This is a genomic window from Mycolicibacterium helvum (genome assembly GCF_010731895.1).
Lineage (GTDB): Bacteria > Actinomycetota > Actinomycetes > Mycobacteriales > Mycobacteriaceae > Mycobacterium > Mycobacterium helvum.
The window spans coordinates 2,755,220-2,779,569 of the sequence record NZ_AP022596.1; the positions used below are offsets into that span (position 1 = coordinate 2,755,220).

Annotated in this window: 22 protein-coding genes, 1 tRNA gene and 1 other RNA gene; 12 read left to right on the forward strand and 12 right to left on the reverse strand. The window is 65.7% G+C overall.

The genetic code is table 11. The features are described from left to right. Positions 1-37: 37 nt before the first annotated feature. Both G6N38_RS12780 and G6N38_RS12785 read right to left on the reverse strand, forming a co-directional pair. Positions 38-1,279 carry a cytochrome P450 gene (locus G6N38_RS12780; protein WP_163751975.1) on the reverse strand — a complete coding sequence of 414 codons (1,242 nt, stop codon included), beginning with the start codon at positions 1,277-1,279 and terminating at the stop codon, positions 38-40. Between the two features lie 410 nt (positions 1,280-1,689). Continuing rightward, positions 1,690-2,052: a hypothetical protein gene (locus tag G6N38_RS12785; RefSeq protein WP_163747859.1), complete on the reverse strand. Its 363-nt coding sequence runs from the start codon at positions 2,050-2,052 to the stop codon at positions 1,690-1,692. Between the two features lie 43 nt (positions 2,053-2,095). Between G6N38_RS12785 and G6N38_RS12790 the strand changes: the two genes are divergently transcribed. Further along, on the forward strand, positions 2,096-3,304 hold the full coding sequence (locus tag G6N38_RS12790; RefSeq protein ID WP_163747860.1) for a PecA family PE domain-processing aspartic protease: 1,209 nt from the start codon (positions 2,096-2,098) through the stop codon (positions 3,302-3,304). 361 nt (positions 3,305-3,665) lie between these two features. Here the strand turns inward: G6N38_RS12790 and G6N38_RS12795 are convergent, their stop codons facing one another. Further along, positions 3,666-3,851 (reverse strand): hypothetical protein, encoded by a 186-nt coding sequence (locus G6N38_RS12795; RefSeq protein ID WP_163747870.1) that lies wholly within the window; start codon positions 3,849-3,851, stop codon positions 3,666-3,668. A gap of 118 nt (positions 3,852-3,969) precedes the next feature. Here G6N38_RS12795 and G6N38_RS12800 point away from each other — a divergent pair, with 118 nt between their 5' ends. After that, positions 3,970-5,916, forward strand: coding sequence for an alpha/beta hydrolase family protein (locus G6N38_RS12800; protein ID WP_163747871.1), 1,947 nt, complete (start codon positions 3,970-3,972; stop codon positions 5,914-5,916). A 17-nt stretch (positions 5,917-5,933) separates the two neighbouring features. Here G6N38_RS12800 and G6N38_RS12805 read toward each other — a convergent pair whose 3' ends face one another. The 4 genes from G6N38_RS12805 to G6N38_RS12820 form a co-directional block, all read right to left on the reverse strand. Further along, the gene (locus G6N38_RS12805) at positions 5,934-6,602 is read right to left on the reverse strand and encodes a cutinase family protein (protein WP_246227891.1); all 669 of its coding nucleotides are present in this window, start codon (positions 6,600-6,602) and stop codon (positions 5,934-5,936) included. Positions 6,603-6,776: 174 nt separating this feature from the next. Further along, positions 6,777-7,847 carry an NAD(P)H-dependent amine dehydrogenase family protein gene (locus G6N38_RS12810; RefSeq protein ID WP_163747873.1) on the reverse strand — a complete coding sequence of 357 codons (1,071 nt, stop codon included), beginning with the start codon at positions 7,845-7,847 and terminating at the stop codon, positions 6,777-6,779. Positions 7,848-7,942: 95 nt separating this feature from the next. Further along, positions 7,943-8,635, reverse strand: coding sequence for a lipid uptake coordinator LucA (locus G6N38_RS12815; RefSeq protein ID WP_163747875.1), 693 nt, complete (start codon positions 8,633-8,635; stop codon positions 7,943-7,945). 83 nt (positions 8,636-8,718) lie between these two features. Beyond that, positions 8,719-8,807 (reverse strand) — tRNA-Ser (locus G6N38_RS12820). A 106-nt stretch (positions 8,808-8,913) separates the two neighbouring features. On the opposite strand from G6N38_RS12820, the gene ffs reads away from it, so the two are divergent. The 4 genes from ffs to G6N38_RS12840 all read left to right on the forward strand — a co-directional run bounded on the left by ffs (position 8,914) and on the right by G6N38_RS12840 (position 12,707). Further along, positions 8,914-9,008, forward strand: an RNA gene (gene ffs, locus G6N38_RS12825) — signal recognition particle sRNA small type. Between the two features lie 13 nt (positions 9,009-9,021). Further along, positions 9,022-10,317 (forward strand): aspartate aminotransferase type Ic, encoded by a 1,296-nt coding sequence (locus tag G6N38_RS12830; RefSeq protein WP_163751977.1) that lies wholly within the window; start codon positions 9,022-9,024, stop codon positions 10,315-10,317. A gap of 9 nt (positions 10,318-10,326) precedes the next feature. After that, positions 10,327-12,258 carry a DNA polymerase III subunits gamma/tau gene (locus G6N38_RS12835; protein ID WP_163747877.1) on the forward strand — a complete coding sequence of 644 codons (1,932 nt, stop codon included), beginning with the start codon at positions 10,327-10,329 and terminating at the stop codon, positions 12,256-12,258. Between the two features lie 83 nt (positions 12,259-12,341). After that, entirely contained in the window at positions 12,342-12,707 is a 366-nt protein-coding gene (locus G6N38_RS12840) for a heme-binding protein (RefSeq protein ID WP_163747879.1), read from the forward strand. A 15-nt stretch (positions 12,708-12,722) separates the two neighbouring features. On the opposite strand, the gene G6N38_RS12845 is transcribed toward G6N38_RS12840, so the two are convergent. Continuing rightward, a complete protein-coding gene (locus G6N38_RS12845) occupies positions 12,723-14,036 on the reverse strand; it encodes a class I SAM-dependent methyltransferase (RefSeq protein WP_163747881.1) in 1,314 nt (437 codons plus the stop codon). After that, positions 14,033-15,406 carry an FAD-binding oxidoreductase gene (locus tag G6N38_RS12850; protein WP_163747883.1) on the reverse strand — a complete coding sequence of 458 codons (1,374 nt, stop codon included), beginning with the start codon at positions 15,404-15,406 and terminating at the stop codon, positions 14,033-14,035. The genes G6N38_RS12845 and G6N38_RS12850 overlap by 4 nt, the downstream gene beginning before the upstream one ends. A 90-nt stretch (positions 15,407-15,496) precedes the next feature. Between G6N38_RS12850 and G6N38_RS12855 the strand changes: the two genes are divergently transcribed. Beyond that, entirely contained in the window at positions 15,497-15,937 is a 441-nt protein-coding gene (locus tag G6N38_RS12855) for an SRPBCC family protein (protein WP_163747885.1), read from the forward strand. Positions 15,938-15,941: 4 nt separating this feature from the next. Here the strand turns inward: G6N38_RS12855 and G6N38_RS12860 are convergent, their stop codons facing one another. Beyond that, positions 15,942-16,697 (reverse strand): Rv3717 family N-acetylmuramoyl-L-alanine amidase, encoded by a 756-nt coding sequence (locus tag G6N38_RS12860; protein ID WP_163751979.1) that lies wholly within the window; start codon positions 16,695-16,697, stop codon positions 15,942-15,944. A gap of 158 nt (positions 16,698-16,855) precedes the next feature. Between G6N38_RS12860 and G6N38_RS12865 the strand changes: the two genes are divergently transcribed. The 3 genes from G6N38_RS12865 to G6N38_RS12875 all read left to right on the forward strand — a co-directional run bounded on the left by G6N38_RS12865 (position 16,856) and on the right by G6N38_RS12875 (position 18,793). Then, positions 16,856-17,185 carry a YbaB/EbfC family nucleoid-associated protein gene (locus G6N38_RS12865; protein ID WP_163751978.1) on the forward strand — a complete coding sequence of 110 codons (330 nt, stop codon included), beginning with the start codon at positions 16,856-16,858 and terminating at the stop codon, positions 17,183-17,185. A gap of 15 nt (positions 17,186-17,200) precedes the next feature. Continuing rightward, positions 17,201-17,812, forward strand: a complete 612-nt coding sequence (gene recR, locus G6N38_RS12870; protein WP_163747887.1) for a recombination mediator RecR — start codon at positions 17,201-17,203, stop codon at positions 17,810-17,812. A 99-nt stretch (positions 17,813-17,911) separates the two neighbouring features. Continuing rightward, positions 17,912-18,793 carry a type IV toxin-antitoxin system AbiEi family antitoxin gene (locus G6N38_RS12875; protein ID WP_163747888.1) on the forward strand — a complete coding sequence of 294 codons (882 nt, stop codon included), beginning with the start codon at positions 17,912-17,914 and terminating at the stop codon, positions 18,791-18,793. A 22-nt stretch (positions 18,794-18,815) separates the two neighbouring features. On the opposite strand, the gene G6N38_RS12880 is transcribed toward G6N38_RS12875, so the two are convergent. Then, complete coding sequence (locus G6N38_RS12880) at positions 18,816-19,532, reverse strand: type 1 glutamine amidotransferase (RefSeq protein WP_163747890.1); 717 nt, start codon at positions 19,530-19,532, stop codon at positions 18,816-18,818. After that, a complete protein-coding gene (locus G6N38_RS12885) occupies positions 19,529-20,830 on the reverse strand; it encodes a Mur ligase family protein (protein WP_179968515.1) in 1,302 nt (433 codons plus the stop codon). Before G6N38_RS12885 ends, G6N38_RS12880 begins: the two co-directional genes overlap by 4 nt. A gap of 90 nt (positions 20,831-20,920) precedes the next feature. On the opposite strand from G6N38_RS12885, the gene G6N38_RS12890 reads away from it, so the two are divergent. Then, entirely contained in the window at positions 20,921-21,910 is a 990-nt protein-coding gene (locus tag G6N38_RS12890) for a DEDDh family exonuclease (protein WP_163747891.1), read from the forward strand. A gap of 40 nt (positions 21,911-21,950) precedes the next feature. Continuing rightward, positions 21,951-24,272, forward strand: coding sequence for a putative bifunctional diguanylate cyclase/phosphodiesterase (locus tag G6N38_RS12895; protein ID WP_163747893.1), 2,322 nt, complete (start codon positions 21,951-21,953; stop codon positions 24,270-24,272). Positions 24,273-24,350: the final 78 nt, after the last annotated feature.

Below are 24,350 nucleotides of genomic sequence, written 5' to 3' on the forward strand. Positions count from 1 at the left end.
TGACCGCCTCGATGTACTGCTCGGAAATCGACATGGGCTAATCCTTCCGCGGATTGATCGTCACGGGCATGTGCCGGACTCCGCTGTGCTTGTTGCTGCGAACGTATTCGATGGGTCCGGTCAGTGTCACCGAGGCGACGCGGTCGAGCAGGACGTCGAACATCACCCGCATCTCGATGCGGGCCAGCGATGCGCCGAGGCAGAAGTGGACTCCGCGTCCAAAGGCAAGATGTGGGTTGGGATTTCGGTCGATATCGAAGGCGTAGGGATCCGCAAAAACTGCGTCGTCCCGGTTAGCTGACGCCCACCACAGGGAGACCTTGTCGCCGGCCTTGATCTGTTGGCCGTGCATCTCGATGTCGCGCGTGGCGGTGCGCCGGTTGTAGGGCGTGCTCGATGCCCAGCGCAGCATCTCCTCGACCGCCGTTGGAAGCAGCTCGCGGTTGTCGCGCAGTCGTTCCCACGTCTCCGGCCGCTCACTGAGGGCCGACATCGCGATGGCGATGGAGTTGCGCGTCGTCTCACTACCGGCCGCGATAATCAGGCTGAGGAACAGGCGCTGCTCGTTCTCGCTGAGTGGCTCGTCATTGATCAGCGCGTGCGTCACGATGGACAGTAGATCGCTAGTGGGTGGCTCGGATCGCTTGCGCGCCAGCAGATTCGTTCCGTAGGTGAACATCCGGGCTTGCGCCTGAGCGAGGATCTCGTTGACCTCGCCGAGTTCGCGTCCCTCATAGTCGAGGGTGACGTTGGCCCAGTTCATCAACTCATGCCGATCGGATTGCGGCACCCCCGCCAAGTCGGCCACCGCTTGCAGCGGCAACTCGGCAGAGACGTCGATGAGAAAGTCGCAGTCGCCCTTGGCGATCGCCGCGTCGACGATGTCGATGGCCCGGCGACGCAGGTCCTCTTCGATGATGCGGAGGGCCCGAGGCGTCGTGCTCGGGGTCAGCAATCGGCGGAATTGTGCATGACGTGGGTCGTCCATCATGTTCAGCAGGGCACCGACGGCGAACTCCATCGGCATGTCCTCCAACGTGGTGCCGCCGCCCACGCGGTTACCGCCCGTCTCGGACGAGAACGTCGCGTCGTCTGCGGACGCGGCGACGATGTCGGCGTAGCGGCTCAGTACCCAGAAACCCTCGCCTCCCGGGGTGTGGGCGGTTGGCGGATGCCACCAAACCGGAGCGTCTCGACGCAGATCGTCGAAGACGCGGTAAGGGAACCCGGCCGTAAATCGGTCCAGGTCGGCAAGGTCAATGTCGTCCAACTTCGGCATCGCATCCTCCGGCAGCCTCGTCACTTGGACCATACACTCGAGCATCCAGTGTCTTGTCGACCTTGTCGCTGACTCTCAGAAGACCCAGCTCGTCTCGACGCCGTTGATGTGTCCGGCATTCTGGTCGATCTGTCCACCGGCTGGCAGATTCGTACGCGACTGCCAGGCGGGTTTGCTATTGCCGCCCCGGCCTCCTGTGGTAGACACTCAGCAAACTAGCGACTGCGCAATGGGCTGTCGCCGCCTTTGGTGCATGAGGGGGAAGCGATGAGCCACAGTGACAGCGGGCAGCCCCGCGGGGACGGCAAGCATCGATCCCGGCGCAATCGCCGCCGGCCGTACGCGTGGCTGGGTGCCGGTGCCGTAACCCTGGGCCTCGGCGCCGCCCTGGCCAGCGGATCCGCGGTCGCCTACGCCGACACCGGCGCCGGCTCGGGTGCCGGTAAGACATCGTCAGCCAGTTCCGAAAGCGGCTCATCGTCCTCGACCGCCACCGGTTCGTCGACCGCGGCGAAGGCCACCGCCCATTCGGCGCGCAGCAGTGCCACCACCTCATCGGGTGGAAACGTCAGCTCGCGCAAGGCGTCGACCGCTGCGGCGAGCAACGCCCCAGCGGCCGCCGTTGTCGACACCACGGCGACCCAGACCGCGACGGCTACGGCCACGGCCGCGGAGACGTCGTCGACGGGCCATTCCGCGCGCGGGGCCGCCGCAAGCGCCGCAGCGAGCGACAGCTCGTCGACCGCCGCTGCCAATTCGACCCCGAGCAGCACCTCCTGGTTGCCGTCGACGCCGCCGGTTGTGGCGAATGTCGCGGTGAGTCTGGCCCAAGAACAGATCTCTGAAGCGCAGTCGCTGTTGCAGCAACAGACCTGGGGCAGTGGCAATATCGCCGCGGGCCTGGTGTCGATCGCCCCGCAGATCCTGCTCGCGCAGGCCGCATTGGCATTGAACACCTGGGGGGCCGCGATAACGCCGGCCCAAGAGCTCTACGCGAAGACATCCGGCGTTCCGATCGTGCACGAGTTGGCCGGGGTGACCTTGCTGGGCGCGTTGTTGCTGCCGACGCTTGCCACCACCGCACTGAACAGCACGGGACTGATCCTCCCGCTGGTCGGTGCCTTCGAGGGAACCGGCGCCATCACGCCGGTGCAGAACGCAGTCAGCACGGCGGCGCTCAACGGTCGGGTGTACGCCCTGGTCCCGGTGACCATGCGGTCCACCACCGAGCCGATCGTCTACATCACGGTCAACGGCGGCCCGAGCACGCCGGTGCTGGTCGACACCGGTTCGTCTGGACTGGTGCTCACCGCCGCATCGGTGGGCGATGCTGTGCCTCTTGGCGCTTCGACCGGTAGCGGTACGAGTGGTTACAGCGGCGGGCTGAGCTATAGCTACACGACCTACACGACGACGGTGAACTTCGGGAGCGGCATCGTCTCCGGGCCGACCAGCGTCAACATCGTCGACGCCAACGACGCGGCGGCGGCCCTGGCCTTCTTCCACCAGCTTGGTGGTGCCTCCGGAGTGCTGGGGATCGGGGCGAACGCCGCCGGCCCCGGTCCTGTTGGTATTCCGACCACCGCGCTGCCCGGTGACCTCAGCCAAGGCGTATTCCTCTATCAGGGCTTGTTCTTCGGCCTCGCCGGCGTGATGGTCTTCGGCCCGAACCCGCTGCCGACCCGAACGTCGGTATCCGGCGCGCCTGACGCGTATCTCAAGGTGAAGATCAACAACGGCACGCCGACTCAAGTCGGGGCGATCATCGACTCCGGTGGCGTATACGGCACCATCCTGTCCTCGATGATCGGCGGGGGCAGCAGTGTGCCGGTCGGGACGAAGATCTCGGTGTACACCGCGGACGGGGTGTTTCTGTACTCCTACATCGTCACTTCGCAGAACCGCCCGGAGGTGATCTCGAGCGGGTTGATCAACACCGGTTATGTGCCGTTCCAGCAAGGCCCGGTCTACATCGACTACACCACGCCCGACGGCATGGGTTCGACTAATTTTGACTACGCCTGATTCTTTGGCGTTCAACGCGACTCGGTAACTTCAGCAAACCCATATCTGACAGTTTCGGCAATTTGCGGTCTTGCGCCGCTCGACGGGTTTACCCTCCGCAAAGGCATAGTGGCCGCTGGTCGGGGAGGTAGACAATCATGGGTGCTTCACGCTTTGTGGGCCGGGTTGGCGGATTGGCGGTGGCCCTCGGTGTGGGCGCCGCACTGTTCTCAACGGGATACGGCGTCGCATGGGCCGACGCGTCGACGGGATCGTCGGCGGCAGGCGGGAATTCCTCGACGGCCAGTTCTCCAGGTGCTGGGTCCCAGAGCTCGTCCCACTCCACCGCTTTGTCGAAGCGGTCCGGGACGGCTGGATCGGGTCAGGCTGTCAGCACCGGCGGTGCCAAGACGAGTTCGAAGCACTCGAACTCAGGGTCAAGCCAGAACCAGACTGCTGCCACATCGTCGTCGGCGGATTCCAGTTCGGCTGAGGTGACGGCAAACACCTCACCGAGTGCCAGCGCCCAGACGCTGTCGGCGACCCCGGTCGCCACGCGCCTGACCACCGCGGTGCACGATGCGTTCGATCAGTTGACCGGTGGATTGCCGGCGGTGCCCGCGGATTCGCCACTCGCACTTGGCTTTGTGGCGCTCCAGCGCCGGGGGAGTGCGACGGCCAGTAGCGTGACGTCGGCGTTGTCCACGGCGTCGCTGACGCTCAGCAACCCCATCACCATCAACCAGTCGCTGAGCATTGTTGACGGCATCTACAACGGCAGCACCGGGGCGACGACAACGTCGACCAACCCGCTCACCTACACCTTGATCAGTGGTCCGAGTGCTGGCGGCAAGGTCACCTTCTCGAGCTCGAACGACACCAACTATGTGCTCGGCAATTTCAGCTACCTGCCGAATCAGTCGATCCTTGCCTCGGGCAGCGAGACGTTCAAGGTCCTGGTGGCCGAGAAGACCCAGTTCGACAAGATCGTCGAAGGGATCCCGCTCCTGGGCGGCCTCGCTGGACAGGTGATCCTCGTCCTGCACCAGACCCCGATCCTCGGTGGCCTGCTGGCCCCTATCATCGGCTACTCGCAGGTCGTTACGTTCGCGCCGAATCCGTCGGCCGACAACCCGCTCGGCAACCCGCTGGCGTTCACGTACAAGATGCCGTCGTTCGACGGCACACTGATCAGCCTCAACTGGTTCCCGGCATCGACGGTGGGCGCCAACGGAGTTCCGGCCGGTGACGTGGCACCGACCATCCTCAACGGCCCGGGCTTGGCCACCGCCGGTCAGACTGATCCGTACACGCCGTACGGGATCAGCGGACTCACTCCCGGTGTGCAATCGCTGCGCAACGACGGCTATAACGTCGTCACCTGGGATCCGCGCGGCGAGTTCAACTCCGGCGGCATCCTGCAGCTCGACAGCCCGGCTTTCGAGGGTCGCGATGTCACCGCGATGATCAATTGGATTGCGACGCAACCCACATCAGATCTCAACGGGCCCAACGATCCTAAGGTCGGCATGGTCGGCGGCTCCTATGGCGGTGGCATTCAGCTGACGTCCGCGGGCACCGATTCCCGCATCGACGCCATCGTGCCTGGCATCGCGTGGAACTCGCTGAACCAAGCGCTCTACCCCAGCGGCGCGTTCAAGACCTCCTACTCGACCTTGTTGTTACTGGATCTGGTCCTGAGCAACGCGCGCATCAACAACCAGATCTACCTGGGCGTCATCAGCGGCTTGCTGACCGGCTTCCTCAGTAACACCGCGCAAGCCGTGTTGGCTAGCAGCGGGCCCGATTTCGTGGTCGGGAACATCAGCGCGCCAACGCTCTTCCTGCAGGGCACGATCGACGTGCTGTTCACCCTGCAGCAAGCCATCCAGAACGCGGAGGCGTTGAAGCCGGGCGTGCCCGCCCAGATGATCTGGTCCTGCACCGGCCACGGGGTCTGCCTGACCCCCGACACCACCGGTACCCGCAACCTGGATGCGACCCTGAACTGGCTCGACAAGTACGTCAAGGGCAAGGTGGTGCCGGCGGCGCCGAACTTCCAGTACACCGACCAGTTCGGGAACTGGTTCTCCTCCAACGATCTGCCGACCGCGGGCAGCGCGTTCTTCGGTTCGAATTTCACCGCCGCCAGTGGGGCATCGGGTGGAACATTGGGCATCGTTCCGATCGTCGGCGGCTCCGGCCCGGCTCCGCAGGCCTCGATTCCGTATTCGCTGGGGTTGGCGTCGAAGGCCAGCAATGCGATCAACGTCAAGCTGAATTTGACCGGGCTGGATCAGACGGTTGGGGCGCCGACGCTGACCTTCGACTACCAGGGCCTGGGGACCAGCCGCTTCGTCTACGCGCAGTTGGTGGACAACAACACCGGCCTAGTGGTGGGCAACCTCGTCACGCCGGTACCGGTGACCCTGGACGGGCGCACGCACAGCGTGACGTTCAACATGGAGAACATCGTCTACACCTCGGATGATCCGGTCACCCCGGGTGATCTGACGCTGCAGATCACCAGTTCGGCCACGGCGTACGAGAACTTCACCGCGTTCGGTGTCATAAACATCTCCAACATCGGCCTGACACTGCAGACGCCGGCCACCGTCACCCCGGAGCCGTAGGCCACTGGCGATCCCGGTCAGCCGGCGCTCGATGTCAGCCGGCCGGCCGCGAACTGCGCAGCCTGGGCCACCAGCCCAGAACTGACGTACCTGCCGTGAGCGGTCAGGTCCGTCCCGTTCGAACAGATCGGGTCGCCGGTCAGGCAGACATCGACGGCCTTGGAGCCGTAGAGAACGCTTCGGGTCGGCAGCGGTCCGCCGCCGACCTTTCTCGACGGGTTACCGAAGACCACGACCGCCGCTATGTGGCCTGCGACGGCATCGGGCATCGGGGTGGGGGTGCCGAACGCGGCGCCCGCCGTGGTGGTGAGCAGGTCGATGACGTCAGCACCCTGTGAATACCCGCCGAGTACCACTCGGGTATTCGGACATGCGGCCACCAGGTTCTGGACATGCACCCACCCGTCGGTGGCACCGGTGGTGGACCCGCCGGCGAGATCCAGATTGGCCGGGTAATTGATGCCATAGATGGCCAGGGACTTGCCTGGCAGTCGTGCACTCAACGCGTTGACCAGAGCCTGCCCGACCTGGTCGACCGGCGGAATTGTGTCGGTTCCCCGCGCGTAGACGACCTGGATATCGGCGCAGTTGTCGGCACGTGCGACCGGTGTTGGTACGGACGCCAGATGTGCAGCGGTCATGAGGAACGCAGCAGCAAAAATCCGTGCGGCGTGGCTGTTCTGCACGGGCGCATGTTGACACCGTTGGGGCGAAGACGTCCCAGGCGCGCCGACACGGACGGCAAGTCGTGGGCAAATCCACAGCGTTGCCTAGGGGCAGTTAGGGGCGCCTAAGTTGTTGGTGGGTACGGGAATTCGACTCAAGGTCGCCTTGGCTTTGGCGCCTGCATCGAGCGTCCTCTAACTCGACGGCACCACGCCGCGGGCCTGGGGCAGGTTGAGGTCGTTGTAGGTCGCGATTCCCGGCGCCGCCGCGACGACAGCGGGGATGGCGTGGATCGGTGGCATCGCGGTCATGATGTGGCCGAGGACGAAGAAGTCCTCGATCGAGGTGGCGTTCTCGATGAGATCGGGCGGCGGCAGGAAGCCGACGTTCATGGTCACTGTCGGACGCCCGTCGATGGTGATCTTCCAGCCGTCACCGTCGAGTTTCCAATCCGGCTCCAGGGTCTGGCCCTTCTTCCATCGCACATTGATGTCGATGACGGTCTTGCCGTTGACCAAGCCCTGCCAGCTGGCGTAGACACCGGCCACGTGGCCGGCCTTGATGGTCCACGACGCCATCGGCAGATCCTCGGTGGTCTGGGCGTAGTCGGACACGCAGGTGATCTCGTCCAGCTCGACGCCGAGCGAGTCGGCGACCAATTGCACGGCCTCGGCGAAGACGGCTGTGCCCTTGGCGGCCATCGGCTGCAGTTCGGGATCGTCGATCGCCATATCGAATCCGACCGGACGCTCGGTCTCGGGGGAGTCGTACAGGGTGGTGTCCGCCGTTTCTTGGATGGTGACTTTGTCGACGCGATCGCAGGCGGTGGCGGCGACGATCGCCAGCAGTTCGGCGAAGCCGGGGCTCACACCCGAGCCGAACATCGTTGACCCGCCGCTCTTGCACGCCGCTTCGAGGCGAGCGCGGCCTTCGCCGAGGTTGTGTCCGGTGATGAACGAGGCTGAGGCGACCACGTTGACGCCGGCCGACAAGATTCGGACCAGCTCATCGACATCGATCCACATCGGGTTGTAGACCACGCAGTCCGGCTTCAGCGCCAGCAGGGCGTCGATGTCGCTGGTCGCGGTGATTCCCAGCGGTTCAATGCCGACCAGTTCCCCGACATCGCGGCCAGACTTCGCGTCTGACCAGGCATAACAGCCCACGAGTTCGAGGGTGGGATTGGCGGCGATCGCCTGGACGGAGCTCTTGCCGACGTTGCCGGTCGTCCACTGGACGACCCGATAGGGGGAAGTGTTGTGCACTCGCTCAGCATAGGGCGCGCAAGCGTCACCCGAACCAACGTTTGGGCGAAGAAGCTCGAGAGAATGGCGCTGAAACGTCGATCTCGACGCCGGGCCTACTCCGATTCGTCGACGGCGACGGCACCGCGATTGCGCCGACGCAGCCGGTGGTTCGTCTTTCCGGTCGGGCGCTTGTTACGCAGGCCGCCGGCAGAATCTTCAGGTCCGGCTTCGGTCGACACCTCGACCGTCTCTTCGATCGCGACGGCTTTTTCGATCGATACGGCCTCGGGCTCATTGGGCTCGCCGGCCGAATCTTCGCCGGACTCGACGGACTCGGCCGTCTTGTTGCGCTTCGCCTTCTCTTTCTTGGGCTTCGGCGCCTTGGCCGGCAGTTCGGCGGTGTGCGCCAGGTTGTAGGCCAGCAGCGCCAGGACCGCGATGGCGGCGGCCGCGCCGTAGATCCCGAACAACCATTTCCCGTCTTTGTCCAGGCTGACCCAGATCTCGGCAACCGCCGCCCCGACGATCAATACACCGGCCAGCACGTACAGGCTCATCGACCACACCCGCAACCGCAGCGCCACCTGTGGTGTTCCGAGCTCGGGCTTACGGGTGCGCAGCAGGGTGGCCAGCACCGGTAGCGCGGCCAGCGCGATCACGACACCGGTGACGATGCGCAGCACGGTGCCCAGGGTGTGGGACGTGTCGCCCATCAGCTCCCACCACCGGGGCAGGACGAACAGGAAGTACAGGGCGCCGGACAGTACCCACAACACGAGGTGCGCTGCAGTCGCGGCGGCGCGCATGCCCCTCCTAGCCCAGCTCGTCTGATGGCGAAAATCCGAGGTGCGACCAGGCGCTTTGATCCCCCGATCGCACCTCGGACAGGTGGCGGAGGATAGGGGATTTGAACCCCTGAGGGCTATTAACCCAACCCGCGTTCCAGGCGAGCGCCATAGGCCACTAGGCGAATCCTCCGTCGGCAATGGTAACCGACTTGGGAAGTGCCTCGCCCCGGCTGCCTGACTCGGGCTGGTCTTGCGGCCTCCGCGGCGGGCCGGCACCCGGTGGGTATTACACTCGCGATGGACCCCGCGCGGCGTCTATCCTGTGAACTCCCCCAGGGCCGGAAGGCAGCAAGGGTCAATGGGCTCTGGCGGGTGCGCGGGGTCCCCCTCTTGAAAGGCGCATGGTGTCGTTTTTGTCCCTGGGCCCCGACGAATTGCAGGCCCAGTATGAATTGCAGCGGCAGAACTACGCCGACCTGCAGGCCAAGAAGCTGTCCCTGGACCTCACCCGCGGTAAGCCGTCGGCCCAGCAGCTCGATCTGTCGAACCCGCTGCTGAGCCTGCCCGGCGAGCAGTACCGGGACGAGGACGGTACCGACACCCGCAACTACGGCGGCCTGCACGGACTTCCCGGGCTGCGGTCGGTCTTCGGCGAACTGCTCGGCATCCCGGTGCCCAACCTGATTGCCGGCAACAACGCCAGCCTCGAGATGATGCACGACATCGTCGTGTTCTCGTTGCTGCACGGTGGCGTGGACTCGCCGCGGCCGTGGATCGAAGAACCGGTGGTGAAGTTCTTGTGCCCGGCACCGGGATACGACCGCCACTTCGCGATCACCGAGAGCTTCGGCATCGAGATGATCAGTGTCCCGATGCTCGAGGACGGCCCCGACGTCGACCTCATCGAGGAACTCGTCGCCGCCGATCCGGCGATCAAGGGCATGTGGTGCGTACCGATGTTCTCCAACCCGACCGGAACCACCTACTCCTGGGAAGTCGTCCGCAGACTGGTGCAAATGCACACCGCCGCAACGGATTTCCGGCTGTTCTGGGACAACGCCTACGCGGTGCACGTTCTGACGCTGGATTTCCCCCGGCAGGTCGACATCCTCGGCCTGGCGGAGGCGGCTGGTCATCCCAACCGGCCCTATGTGTTCGCCTCGACGTCGAAGATCACTTTCGCCGGAGCCGGGGTGAGCTTCTTCGGTGGCTCGCTGGGCAACATCGCGTGGTACCTGCAATACGCCGGGAAGAAGTCGATCGGTCCCGACAAGGTCAACCAGCTGCGGCACCTGTTGTTCTTCTCCGACGCCGACGGGGTGCGCCTGCACATGCTGCGCCATCAGCAGCTGCTCGCGCCGAAGTTCGCGCTGGCCCTGGACATCCTCGACACGCGGCTCTCGGATTCCAAGATCGCGTCCTGGACCGAACCCAAGGGCGGCTACTTCATCAGCCTCGATGTATTGCCCGGGACGGCCAAGCGCACCGTCGCGCTGGCCAAGGACGCCGGTATCGCCGTCACCGAGGCGGGCGCATCGTTCCCGTACCGAAAAGATCCGGACGACAAGAACATTCGCATCGCTCCGACGTTCCCGCCAGTGTCGGATCTGACCGACGCGATCGACGGACTGGCCACCTGTGCGTTGCTGGCGGCCACCGAGTCCCTGCTGGGGTCCACCGCTGTCACACAAGGTCGGTAGCCTTCACCCGTGGCGCTCTACCGCAAGTATCGGCCGGCAACTTTTGCCGAGGTGGTGGGCCAGGAGCACGTCACTGAACCGCTGTCGACCGCGTTGTCGGCGCATCGGATCAACCACGCGTATCTGTTCTCCGGTCCGCGCGGCTGCGGTAAGACATCCTCCGCGCGCATCCTCGCCCGTTCGCTGAACTGCGAGCAGGGCCCGACGCCAACCCCGTGCGGGGTGTGCGGCTCGTGCGTGGCACTGGCCCCCAACGGCGGCGGCAGCGTGGACGTCACCGAACTCGACGCCGCCAGCCACGGCGGTGTGGACGACACTCGCGAACTGCGTGACCGGGCGTTCTACGCGCCCGCGCAATCGCGCTACCGCATCTTCATCATCGATGAAGCGCACATGGTCACCAACGCCGGCTTCAACGCGCTGCTCAAGATCGTCGAGGAGCCACCCGAGCATCTGATTTTCGTGTTCGCCACCACCGAGCCGGAGAAGGTGCTGCCGACGATCCGGTCGCGGACCCACCATTACCCGTTCCGGCTGCTGGCGCCGAAGACCATGCGCGCGTTGATCGAGAAGATCGTCGCCTCGGAGAGCGTCGAGGTCGACGATGCGGTGTATCCGCTGGTGATCCGCGCCGGTGGCGGCTCGCCCCGTGACACCTTGAGCGTCCTCGACCAGCTGCTCGCCGGTGCGGAGGGCAATCATGTCGCCTACCAGCGCGCCCTGGCGCTGCTGGGTGCCACCGATGTCGCCCTGATCGACGACGCGGTGGACGCGTTGGCCGCCGGCGACGCCGCCTCGCTGTTCGGCGCCGTGGAGTCGGTGATCGACGCCGGTCACGATCCGCGTCGGTTCGCCATCGACCTGCTCGAACGGTTCCGGGATTTGATTGTGCTGCAAGCAGTTCCGGATGCTGCCAGCCGAGGCGTCGTCGATGCGCCCGATGACATCCTGGACCGGATGCGTGACCAGGCCACTCGCGTCGGCCCCGCGACGCTGACGCGCTACGCCGAGGTGGTGCACGCCGGCCTGGGGGAGATGCGCGGTGCGACGGCTCCACGACTGTTGCTGGAGGTGGTGTGCGCCCGGTTGTTGCTGCCGTCGGCCAGCGACACCGAGTCAGCACTGTTGCAGCGCATCGAACGCATCGAGACCCGGATGGACATCTCGATACCCGCCGGCGAGGCCGCGATGAGTTCCGGCGCGCCGGCGGCCGCGCCGGTCAAGCAATACGTACGCAAGACGCAGGCGGCACCGGCCGCTGCGCAGCCCACGCCCGAGCCGGTTGCGGCGCCCGAGCCCGTCGCTTCACCGGAGCCCGTTGCCAGGCCCGAACCCGTTGCGAGGCCCGAACCCGTTGCCCGGCCTGCCGCGGTCGTCGAGGCGCCGAAAGCGGAGCCGGTCGTTGAAGCGCCCAGGATCGCGCCGGCGCCGCCGGCGGCACCAGAGCCCCCGAAGCCGGCACCCGAGCCCGCCGCGCCACCTGCTGCTGCCGTGGGGGAGCCCGGCGCGGCGGCCGTGCGCAGCATGTGGCCGACGGTGCGGGAGAAAGTCCGTGATCGCAGTAAGCCTCTCTACGCCATGTTGGATGCCGCGATCGTTCGGGCAGTCGATGGTGACACCTTGGTGCTGGGACACCCGTCGGCGCCACTGGCCAAGCGGCTGGGTGAGCAGCGCAACGCCGACGTGATTCGTGATGCCCTCAAGGACGCGCTCGGCGTGGACTGGCGGGTGCGCTGCGAGGTTGGCGTCGGCCAGCCGGTTCAGGAGGCCGAGCCGCTGCCGCCGGAGCCCGAGCCGGACCCGGTGGATGCGCAGCGCGCCGAAGAGGACAGCATGATCGCCGAGGTTGGTCGCGACGACGCTGCGCCGCGGCGCGATCCCGAGGAAGTTGCCCTCGAGCTGTTGCAAAGCGAATTGGGCGCCCGCAAGATCGACGGCTGAGGGCCCTGTGAGAGGTCTCGCCACGCCCTGTGGCTTTCCTGTGCTGTGAAGCGCGCCTGTCCGCAGGCCCCTACCGTCGACGCATGAGCATCGACACTCGCCGGCTGGTGGCTGCGCTGGCCGGATGCGGCGCGATTGCCGCCGCCATGTTCGGCCAGATCCCATCTGCGGCAGCAGATCCTGATGCGCCGCCCAACTGTACGGCCGCCGATATGGAAGGCGTGCGCATGGGTGTGCAGGCCGCGACATCGGCCTACCTGTTCACCCATCCCGACGTCAACGCCTTCTTCACGAGCATGGCCGGTTTACCGCGTGATCAGGTGCGTGCCAGGGTGAAGGCCTACATGGCCGCCAACCCGCAGACGGCGTCCGACATCACCGGCATTCGACAACCGTTGGTGGACATCAAGAATCGCTGCGGCGGTCAGCTACCCGGCTCGGCGGTTTAACTCCTAACCAAAAGGTTAGGAGCTCCACCACGGACGCAGCGGCAGCCCGCCGTCGCCGCCCCGCTCGTCGAGTTTGACCGCCAGCACCTGGTGCAGCTGAACCACATTGGTTTCGAAGCCAACTCGTGACCCGGCCATGTAGAGGCCCCACACCTTGGCGGTGGCCAGGCCGACCTCCTCGACGGCCTCGTCCCAGTGTTCGACAAGGTTGCGGCACCAGTCGCGCAGCGTCATCGCATAGTGGTGACGCAGGTTCTCCTCGTGCACCACTTCCAGACCCACGTCTTGGGCTTCGGAGATGATGCGCCCGGAACCGGTCAGCTCCCCGTCGGGGAAGACATAGCGGTCGATAAAACCGCCGGCGCTGGGACCGGTCTTGTTGTCCGGGCGGGTGATGCAGTGATTGAGCAGCAGACCACCGGTGCGCAGCTTGGTTTGCAGGAACGCGAAGTATGCCGGGTAGTTGGCCACTCCGATGTGCTCGGTCAGGCCGATCGAGGACACCGCGTCGAAACCGCTCTCCAGCACATCGCGGTAGTCGCAGTGGCGTACCTCGGCCAGATCGGCCAAACCTTGTTCGGCGATTGCCTTCTGCGCCCAGGCGGCCTGCTCGCGTGACAGCGTGACCCCGATGGCTTTCACTCCGTGGCGGGCCGCGTAGCGCACCATGCTGCCCCAGCCGCAGCCGACGTCGAGTAGCCGGTCACCGGGCTGCAGGCGCAGCTTCTCGAACACCAAGCGGTACTTGTTCTCCTGAGCCTCCTCAAGCGTCGCCTCGGCGCTGGGATAGCAGGCGCAGGTGTAGGTCATCGACGGGCCGAGCACCCACTCGTAGAACGTGTTGGACACGTCGTAGTGGTGGTGGATGGCGTCGGCGTCGCGCCGCTTGCTGTGGCGCAGGCCCTCGGCGAAGCGCCGCCACCGCGGCAGCGCCTCCTGCGGCGGCGGGGCGATCGGCTTGAGGTGCTCGATGCCGATAGAGCGCACGATGTCGACCAGGACCCGCGGCGGCGGCAGCTTGAAGTCGAGATTCTGGGCAAGTGCCACGAGCAACTCGTACGGGTCGCCGGGGTGCACGCCATGCATCTCCAGATCGCCGGCGACGTAGGCGCGGGCCAAGCCCAGATCACCGGGTGCGGTGGCCAGGTAGGTAGTGCCGCGCGGCGTGAGCAGGTCCAGGCCCAGCGCGGCGTCGGCAGGGCCTGCGCTACTGCCGTCGTAGGCGCTGAACTTCAGGGGCAGCTCGCCGCCGGCAGCGAGGATCTCCAGGATCTCGGCCAGGCTGAACTTGCGCGGCGCGTTGGCCGCGTTGTCACGGTAGGTCGTCATTGTCGTTGCACCGCCTTTGCGTAGAGGTCGAGCAGCCGTGAATCGGGGTCGTAGGTCTTCTTTACGGTGTTATACGTTTCGCCGCCGTAGAGTTCGTCAAATTCTTCACGGCTGTAGAACGCGTCGGAATACAGCGATTTGTGGCCGTCGAGATCACTGATCTTCTCCTCGATGAGCCGATTGGTGTGGCCGGGTGTCGGCCCGGCCGGGACTGATGACCAGAATCCGATGTTCACATAGGTGTGCCCGGCCCGCAGCGGGTACAGCGGCCAGCCCCCCGCGTCGTGTAGTCGTAGCGGGCACAGCCAGACCGGTTCGATGGGGACGTCGGTCAAGAACCAGTTCAGGAACTCTTCGGTGCGTTCGATCGGCACTTCGACGTCCTGGACCACCCGTTCCAGGGGCGGCCGGCCGCCCAGGGCCTCGATCCGGTCGGCGATGTTGTACTTCTGGTCGTAGCCGATCAGCTTCCAGTAGAAGCTGCTGCGCCGGTAGCGCCGTGGCCAGAACCGGCGAAGTTTCGGGTTCTGCGCGCCGAACGCCCGCGAGCACCAGAACCAGTCGGTGTCCCAGCGCCACAGGTAGTCGTGGATGGTCAGACGATCGTCCTTCACCCCGTCGGGGTGCTGGATGGATCGGTAATAGATGTCCTGACCGGTGTAGTCGCTGACCGTTCCGGCGGTTGCGGTCTGCATGCCCAGGCACAAGTAGCTCTCGTCGGCGCTGAACACCACGCCGTCGAGGTAATCGACCCGGACTCCTTGGTATCCACCGGTCTCGATGATGCGGTCCATCGCGGCGATCAGGTCGGCCAACGTGTGAAATCTCAGGTGCTTGAGCGTCACGAACGGCTTGACCGATTCCAGCTCGATCCGCAGTCGCACCGAATAGCCGAGCGTGCCATAGGAATTGGGGAAGCTTCGAAACAGGTCCTGGTGCTGTTCGCGGCTGGCTGTGATCACTTCGCCGGACCCGGTGAGAATGTCCATCTCGATGACCGATTCGTGCGGCAAGCCGTTGCGGAATGAGGCGGACTCGATCCCCAGTCCGGTGACTGCGCCACCCAGGGTGATCGTCTTGAGCTGCGGGACCACCAACGGCGACAGGCCGTAGGGCAAGGTCGCGGCGACCAGGTCTTCGTAGGTGCACATACCGGCAACGTCGGCGGTCTTGGCGGCTTGGTCGACGGAGATCACGCCCGTCAGACCGGAGACGTCCAGGCCTGGGGCGGTGCGTTTGGCGCGGGCGCGGAACAAATTGGACGTGGGTTTGGCCAGGCGTATCGAGGCGTTCGTAGGAATGGCGTGGTAGCTCGCCAGGAGCCGGTCCACGCCTTCGGAGTGAGCTGTCAGTGCTGTGGAAACAGGCACACGACTACGCTAGTCCGCAGCCACAGCCGATGCGACCGCATGGCTGGTGGATCACACTCAAAACCGCCGTCACCCGAGGAGTATTACCTGATGGGACAGGTCAGCGCCGCAAGCACGATCTTGATCGACGCCGAACCCGCGACCGTGCTCGCCGCGATCGCCGACTACCAGGGCGTGCGCCCGAAGATCTTGTCGCCGCAGTACAGCGAGTATCAGGTGCTGCAGGGTGGCCAGGGTCAGGGCACTGTCGCCAAGTGGAAGCTGCAGGCCACCAAGTCGCGGGTGCGTGAGGTGCAGGTCGCCGTTGACGTCGCCGGTCACACCGTCATCGAGAAGGACGCGAACTCGTCGATGGTGATCAACTGGACCGTCGCACCGGCCGGCCCCGGCTCCAGCGTCACCGTCAAGACCACCTGGAACGGTGCGGGCGGCATCGGGGGCTTCTTCGAGAAGACCTTCGCGCCGCTGGGGCTGCGCCGGATTCAGGACGAGGTGCTGGCCAACCTGAAGAAGGCCATCGAGAGCAAGTAGCGGCCTAACTGGTCCTGGCCGGTTGGGTGGCCAGGAACGCCGCGATGCCCTGGACCACCGCGGACGCGATCTTCTGACGGCCCTCGGGGCTTTCCATCAGTGCGGAGTCGGCCGGATTCTTCATGTTTCCGCATTCGACCAGCACCGAGGGGTATTGGGCCAGGTTCAGTCCGGTGAGGTCGGAGCGCCCGTACAGACCGTCGGAGCCGATGTAGTTGGCGGCCGGCAGCCCGGAGGCGACCATCTGATCGCGCATGATCTTGGCGAGCTGCACCGAGGGCCCGGCCTGCGCCTCGTTCAGCGGCGGGCTGGAGTAGTTGACGTGGAAGCCGCGGCCGGTCGCCGGGCCGCCGTCGGCGTGGATGGACACCACGGCGTTGGGTGCCAGGGCGTTGGCCATCGCCGCGCGTTCGTCGACGCACGCCGCGACCTGGTTGTCGTTACCGCGGGACATGGCGGTCCGGACACCGAGCTGGCTCAGCATCTGGCGGATCAACAGCACGGTGTCCCAGTTGAAGGTGTGCTCGGGGAACCCGTCGTTGGTGGTGGTGCCCGACGTCTGGCAGTCCTTGGTGCCGCCGCGGCCCGTGGGGACCTGTTTGGTCAGCGATGCGTCGTTGGCGCCGTTATGGCCGGGGTCGAGGAAGACGATCATTCCGGCGATGTTGGGTACGGCGTGGGCGAGGGGGCTGGTCACCGTCGACGCGGCCAGCAGCATGGCGGTGCATGCTGCGGCGACGACACGCGTGCGGGTGGACATAAGCACGCGCGTCACCGTAACTCTTCGCCGTCTAGGCTTGAAGTCGCTGACCGCCCAAATCCGCAGGCGCAACCAAGTCGAGACCTAGACGCAAGGAGACTGTCATGCAACCCGGTGAGATACCCAACCTGGAGGGATTTCGCGAGCGGGCCGAGGAGATGCGTGACCAGTTGATGCCAGGTCTGCAAGCCGCGCTCCAGCAGGCCCAGGAAATGCAGCAGAAGCTGATGGAGGCCCAGGCGGCGCTGGCGGCCGCCGAGGTACACGGTCAGGCCGGCGGTGGGCTGGTGCAGGTGACCATGAAGGGCAGCGGGGAAGTGGCCGCGGTGCGGATCGACCCGAAGGTCGTCGACCCCCAGGACGTCGAAACGCTGCAGGACCTGATCGTCGGCGCGATCGCCGACGCGGCGCGTCAGTTCGCCATCCTGGCGCAGACCCATCTCGGTCCGCTGGCCGGGCAGGCTGCACCGGGTCTGCCGGAGGCCTGACTTCTTTGTACCGCCATGTTTGAGGGCCCGGTCCAGGATCTGATCGACGAGCTCGGCAAGCTGCCGGGCGTCGGTCCCAAGAGTGCGCAGCGGATCGCGTTCCACCTGCTGTCGGTGGAGCCGCCGGACATTGACCGACTGACCGCGGCGCTGGGCAGGGTTCGCGACGGGGTGCAGTTCTGCGAGGTGTGCGGCAACGTCTCCGATGCCGAGCGCTGCCGAATCTGCAGCGACGCACGCCGGGATGGGACGCAGGTGTGTGTGGTCGAAGAACCCAAGGACGTGCAGGCCGTCGAACGCACCCGGGAGTTCCGCGGGCGCTATCACGTGCTGGGCGGCGCACTGGATCCGCTGTCCGGAGTCGGGCCGGATCAGCTGCGAATTCGTCAGTTGCTCAACAGAATTGGTGAACGAGTCGACGGAGTGGACATCACCGAGGTGATCATCGCGACCGATCCGAACACCGAGGGTGAGGCGACGGCCACCTACCTGGTGCGGATCCTCCGCGATATCCCCGGGCTCACCGTGTCGCGCATCGCGTCGGGCCTCCCGATGGGCGGTGACCTGGAGTTCGCCGACGAGCTGACGCTGGGCCGCGCCCTATCCGGCCGCCGCCAGATGGTCTAGTTCTACGCCCAAACCGACATTTCGCAGCAAAAGTGCGAGTAGATCGCGACATTTCGTCGATCTGGGCAAGGTGTCAGACCCTGCAGCAACGATGCCGACATGAGTGAAGTGTTTCTAGGCAGAGAAGCGCTGGCCGACGGCCTGTCACGCCATGATCTACAGCGCTGGTATCGACCGATGTTCCGGGGCGTGTACGTCCCGAAGTACGTCTCGCCGTCACTGCGTGACTACGCGTATGGGGCGTGGCTTTACACCGACCGGACGGGAGTGATCGCCGGCGTGGCGGCGTCTGCGCTCCACGGGGCGAATTGGGTCGACGACGATGAACCGATCGAAGTGCTCGTTAATGAACGACGGCGACAGCCCGGGCTGATCGTTCGAATGGATCGTCTCGCCGACGACGAAGTCGAAAGCGTCGACGGCCTTCTCGTCACAACGCCATCGAGGACTGCCTTCGACATGGGTAGGTACCTCAAGCGCGCAGCGGCGTTGGCGCGCCTGGACGCGCTGACGCGAGCAGCCCCATTCGCAGCCGCGGATGTGGAGATGATGATCCACCGGTACGGGCCTGTCAGGGGTGTACGTCAACTTCGGGACCTGCTACCGCTGATTGATAATGGCGCGGAGTCGCCGAAGGAAAGCTGGCTGCGCTTGCTTCTGATCGACGGTGGACTACCGGCACCCGAGACCCAGATTCCGATTCTCGAGGGCGGGGTTCCGATCGCCTTTCTCGACATGGGATATCGCGACCTCAAGCTTGCCTTCGAATACGACGGCGACCAACACCGCAGCGACCGTCGTCAATACGTCCGAGACGTTCGACGTCTGCCGATGATTGAACGGCACGGGTGGGAAGTCATTCGGGTCATCGCAGAAGACAGACAAGCTGAGGTGCTGTGGCGGGCGAAGGAGGCTTTTCTTCGTCGAGGTGGTGCCGAGATCGACGAAATGTCCCAATCTACTCGCACTTTTGCTGCGTAATGTCGGTTTGGGCGCAGAGGGATCAAGCGCGGCGGGGGGCGGCCAGCCGCTCGCGGCGCAACTGCTCGACCTCGGTCAGCTCCAGCGGCTCCAGCGGCCCGACGACGCGCGACAGCAGCAGATCCGCCAGTTCGGGGTTGCGCGCCAGACACGGGCCGTGCAGATAGGTTGCGACCACGCTGCCCTGCACCGCACCGTCGTAGCCGTCGCCTGCGCGGTTGCCCGCGCCCTTGACCACCGCAGCCAGCGGCCGCGCATCCGGTCCCAAAACCGTTCCACCACGGTGATTCTCGAAGCCCGTCAGCGCAAGCGTCATACCGTCGACCAATGGAGTGGACACCACTTCGCCAATGGTCCGGCTGGCCTGCGGGGACGTCGTCACATCGAGCAGGCCGACACCCTCGACCCGCTCGCCGGCCGACGTCTCGTACCAGTGACCCAGCACCTGAATCGCCGCGCAGATCGCCAGCACCGGAGCGCCGCGGGCCGCAGCGCGCTGCAAACCCTGATGGGTCAGAAGATGTTTGGTAGCCAGTCGCTGCGCGTAGTCCTCGGCGCCGCCGAGGGTGTAGAGGTCCAGCGAGTCGGGCACCGGGTCGGCCAGCGTGATCTCGACGATCTCGGCGGCAATCCCGCGCAGCCGCAACCGCTGTCGCAGCACGACGGCATTCCCACCGTCACCGTAGGTGCCCATCACGTCGGGCAACACCAGCCCAATCCGTACCGTTGAATCCGTCATTGCATCCGCCCCAAAGCGCGCGTCAGCTGCAGGAAAGCGGTGTAGTTCGCCACCACCTCGACGTGCCCCTTCGGGCATGACTTGATCGCATCAATAGTGTTGTGCACCAACGTATGCGGCACACCGGCATAGCCCAGCCGCACCGCCAGATCGGTTCCGCGCTCCCCGGCGGCCACGACGGGGACACCCTCGAAATGCTCGAAGTTGACGTCCCACAGCCACGACAGGTCTTCACCGTCGGGTACCTGACCGTTGACCGAAATCACCACCCCCTGCGCGGTGGCGTCGACCATCGACAGCGCCTCTTGCCACCCGGCCGGGTTCTTGGCCAGCAGGATGCGCGCGGTGTGCTCGCCCACCGGCACGGTCTGGTAGCGGCCGGCGACCTCGTCCACCGTGGCGACGGCGGCCACTGCCGCAGCGGGATCCGCGCCCAGCGCGACTGCGGCCGCCACAGCCTGAGTGGCGTTGCCTCGGTTGACCTTTCCCGGCAGCGACAGTCGCATCGGCAGCTCGAGGCCGTCTGGCCCGTAGATCTTCGCGTCGTCGTACCACCACTGCGGATCAGGGCGCTTAAAGGACGCAGGGCCGCCGGGCCCGACATTGGGATCCGTTCCTGTCGAGTACCAGTGCGAGTGGTCGCGCACGATCACCTCGCCGCTACGCGGGCAGCTGACCGAGTCGTTGGCCCAACCAGCGCCGGCAGCCACCCACACCACGCGAGGGCAGTCGTAGGCCGCCGAGGTCATCAGTACGTCGTCACAGTTGGCGACGATGATCGCATCGGGGTGACGGGCCAAGCCGGCGCGCAGGGTGCGCTCGATGTGGTTGATCTCACCCACCCGGTCCAGCTGATCGCGCGACAGATTCAGTAGCACGATCACCGCGGGGTCGACCGCATCGGCGACGTGCGGGACGTGCATCTCGTCGACCTCGAGCGCGGCCAGCGACGCGTCGCGGGAGCCGGCCAGCGCGGCCACCAGGCCAGCGTCCATATTGGCGCCCTCGGCATTGGTGGCGACGGTCTGATGTCGTCGCCCTTGCGGCTCGACCGGGCCGATGGTGGCCAGCGCCGCTGCCGTCATCCGGGTGGTAGTGGATTTGCCGTTCGTGCCGGTCACGACGACAGTGCGACGGCCGGCGCCGAGTTGACGCAGGATCGAGCGATCCAGGGTCATCGCGACCAGGCCACCGATCATGGCGCCGGCACCGCGTCCGGTCGCCCGGGAGGCCCAACGCGCGGCGGAACCAGCGGCCAGCGCAGCGCGGCCCCGCAGTGTCATCGTCGGCTTGGGCATTGGGATGCAAGTTTATGCGGACTCCACGCGGCCGGCCGACACGGATTCGATGTCCCGGGCGCTGTCGGACCTGCGTGCCATCCTGACTGTGTGAGCCACACCTGGGGTCGACCCGCCCGCGAGCCGGGCGATGGCTGGGTCGTCGTCGATGTCGAGACCACGGGGTTTCGGCCCGGCCACGCCCGCATCATCAGCCTGGCTGCCCTCGCGCTAGACCCAGAAGGGCGCGTCGAACACTCGGTGGTCAGTCTGCTCAATCCCGGCGTGGATCCCGGCCCCACCCACATCCACGGCCTGACCGCCGAGATGTTGGAGGATCAGCCGACGTTCGCCGATATCGCCCCCGACGTCATCGAGTTGCTGCACGGCCGCACCCTGGTCGCCCACAACGTGGCGTTCGACTACGCATTCCTGGCCAGTGAGGCCGAGCTGGCCGAGACCGCGCTGCCGGTCGACACGGTGATGTGCACCGTCGAGTTGGCCCGCCGCCTGGACCTCGGGCTGGAGAACTTACGGCTGGAGACCCTGGCCCGGCACTGGGCCGTGCCGCAGACCCGCGCCCACGACGCTTTTGATGACGCCCTGGTGTTGTCCCGGGTGCTCGCTCCCGCGCTGCAGCGGGCTCGCGAACGCGAGACGTGGTTGCCGGTGCGTCCCGCGACCCGGCGCCGCTGGCCCAACGGCCGGGTCACCCACGACGAACTGCGGCCGTTGAAGATGCTGGCCTCCCGGATGCCCTGTCCCTACCTGAACCCCGGGCCGTACCGGCGGGGTGGACCGTTGGTCCAGGGCATGCGGGTTGCCTTGTCGGCCGAGGTGAACCGCACGCACGAGGAACTTGTCGAGCGGATCATTCACGCCGGGCTGGCCTACGCCGATGCCGTCGACCCACAGACGTCATTGGTGATCTGCAACGAACGGACCCCTCAACAGGGCAAGGGCTATCTGGCCCGTGAGCTCGGGGTACCGGTGGTCTCCGACGGGCAGTTCATGGATTCGGTCGCCTCGGTGGCCAACGGCACCGGGATCGACGAGTTCGTCCCCTCGGTCGATCAAGGTCAGCAGTTCGCGCTGTTCTGAGGGTCGGCTTCGCTAGCATCGCCAGCGGGTGGTGATATAGGTGGACGATCGCAGGGGCACGCCGCGATCGGCTTTGCCGATTTTGTCCTCGGCGGTCAGTTGTCTGCTACTCGCCCTGGGGTTTGCCTTCAAATGGGGCGGCGACAACACCGTTCGGATCGTTGACGCGTTGGCCTTCGCCGCATACGGGGCGTACGCGGCGGTGTGCTCAGGAGTTGCGGCTCGCGCCGCCCACGGGCGAAACCGCACCGCCTGGACCAGCTTGACGATCGCCCTGGCAGCGTGGACGGCGGGGGAGCTGACCAGGGCGCTGTACACCCTTGTCTTGCATCGCTCGCTGTTCCCGTCTCCCGCGGACTTCCTCTACCTGGGTTTCGTCGTGCTGGTCTGCGTCGCGTTCGTGCGGTTTCCCGCCGAACCGATGCAGGGCTCACGGACGCGAGTGCTTTTCGACGCGCTGATCGCCGCCGTGGCTCTGTTTCTGGTGCTGTGGGTGGCAGTCCTCGGCAACGTCTACCAAGCCACCCGGGTGGACAGCGTCGCACAGGCTCGCGCGCTGCTGTATCCGCTGTTCATCCTGTTCATCTTCGTGGCCGCGGTCGTGTTCGTCGCCCGGTCCGGCGCCGGAAACAGCGTGGTGATGTGGCTGCTCATGGCTGCGGTCACGCTGATGGCGTTTTCCGGGGTCGCGTTCGCCTTTCTCCAACTCTCCAACCGCTATTACCCCGGGCACCTCACGAGTCTTGGCTGGGTGCTGGGGATGGTGTGCTTCGGTGCGGCCGCACTGCTCAGTAGGCAACCGCGGTTACCCAGTCCGCCGTCGAACACAGCGCAATCGTCGATCCCGTTGTGGTTGCCCTACGTGCCGCTGTTCATCGCCGGCACCGTCGGGCCGGCACTGGCTCTCACCGGAGTCCTGCAGATCGGGGTTCCGGTGCTGATGGCGCTCATCTGCGTCCGGCAGGTGCTTTCGGGGTGGGAGAACCGCCGATTGCTCACGGCCGCAGCCGATCAGGCGTTGCGCGATCCGTTGACCGGGCTGGCTAACCGCACCCTGTTCCAGGACCGGCTGGCGCACGCGATGGCACTGCGCCGCCGCGACGATCGTGCGGTGGCGGTGGTTTCGCTGGACCTCGATGACTTCAAGCTGATCAACGACAGCATGGGGCATCCTGCCGCCGACAGCCTTCTGGTCCGGGTGGGTGAACGCATCGCCGGTTGTGTGCGGCCCGGCGATACCGTCGCACGGCTCGGCGGCGATGAATTCGCCTTGCTGATCGAGGGTGGAGCCGACGAGGCTCACCTGGTCTGCGAGCGGGTGATCGCGTCGTTCGATACCCCGTTCGTCATCGACGGCCACGAAGTGCTGATGCGTCCGAGCGCCGGCATGGCGGTCACACTTCTGGCTGAAACAGAACTGGCGCCAGAGGAATTGGTGAAGCGCGCCGATATCGCGATGTACTTCGCCAAACGCTCGCGCGATTCGACGGTGCACACGTTCAGCTCGGACATGACGCTGCTCGATCCAGGCATCGAGGAAGTGACGAGCACCGGCGAGAACCGTTCGGTTGGGAATGGTGCGGCACAGGTACGGTTACTGGGCGAATTGCGGCGCACCATCGACCGCGGTGGTCTCGAGATGGTGTATCAACCGAAGTTGGACCTGAGAACCGGTCGAATAGTAGGGGTGGAGGCGCTCCTGCGATGGCCCCATCCACGGCTGAAAGTTCTTCGGCCAGCGGCATTTTTGCCCTTGATACTGCGGCATGGTCTGATGCGTCCGGTGACCGATCTGGTCTTCAAGAAGGTGCTCGATGACGCGGCCCGATGGATGTCGATGGGGCTGGATGTCCCTGTCGCGGTAAACCTGTTCGCGCCACTGCTCCGCGATCTGCGACTGCCCGAGGCTGTGAGTGGGGCCCTGCGGGAACGTGATCTTCCGGCGCGGCTGCTGACCATCGAGATCACCGAGGATCTGGTCCTTGACGAGGTGGGTCGGGTTACCGCAGTACTGCAACAACTTCGCGACGACGGGGTTCGGATCGCCATCGACGACTTCGGCAGTGGCTATTCAGCTTTGAGTTATCTGCGCGATCTGCCGATTGATGAGGTGAAATTCGATCGCCACTTCATCGCGTCGGTTGCCACCGACACGCGGGCTGCCGCGGTGGTCGGTGCAGTCATCGAACTGAACCACAACCTCGGGATCACGGTGGTCGCCGAAGGTGTCGAAGACGCCGAGACAGCGGCATGGCTGCGCGAGCATGGCTGCGACATCGGACAGGGCTACTACTTCGGTAAGCCTGTCCCCGCCGCCGAGATCCCACCCCTGATGGCTCAGCATGCGCCGCAACGCCCTTAGCTGGACCGCGGGCTGACCCTCAGAGCCTCCTGTGTGTCTCTGGTCAACCCCCTGAGGTTTATTTGTAATCGAAATATG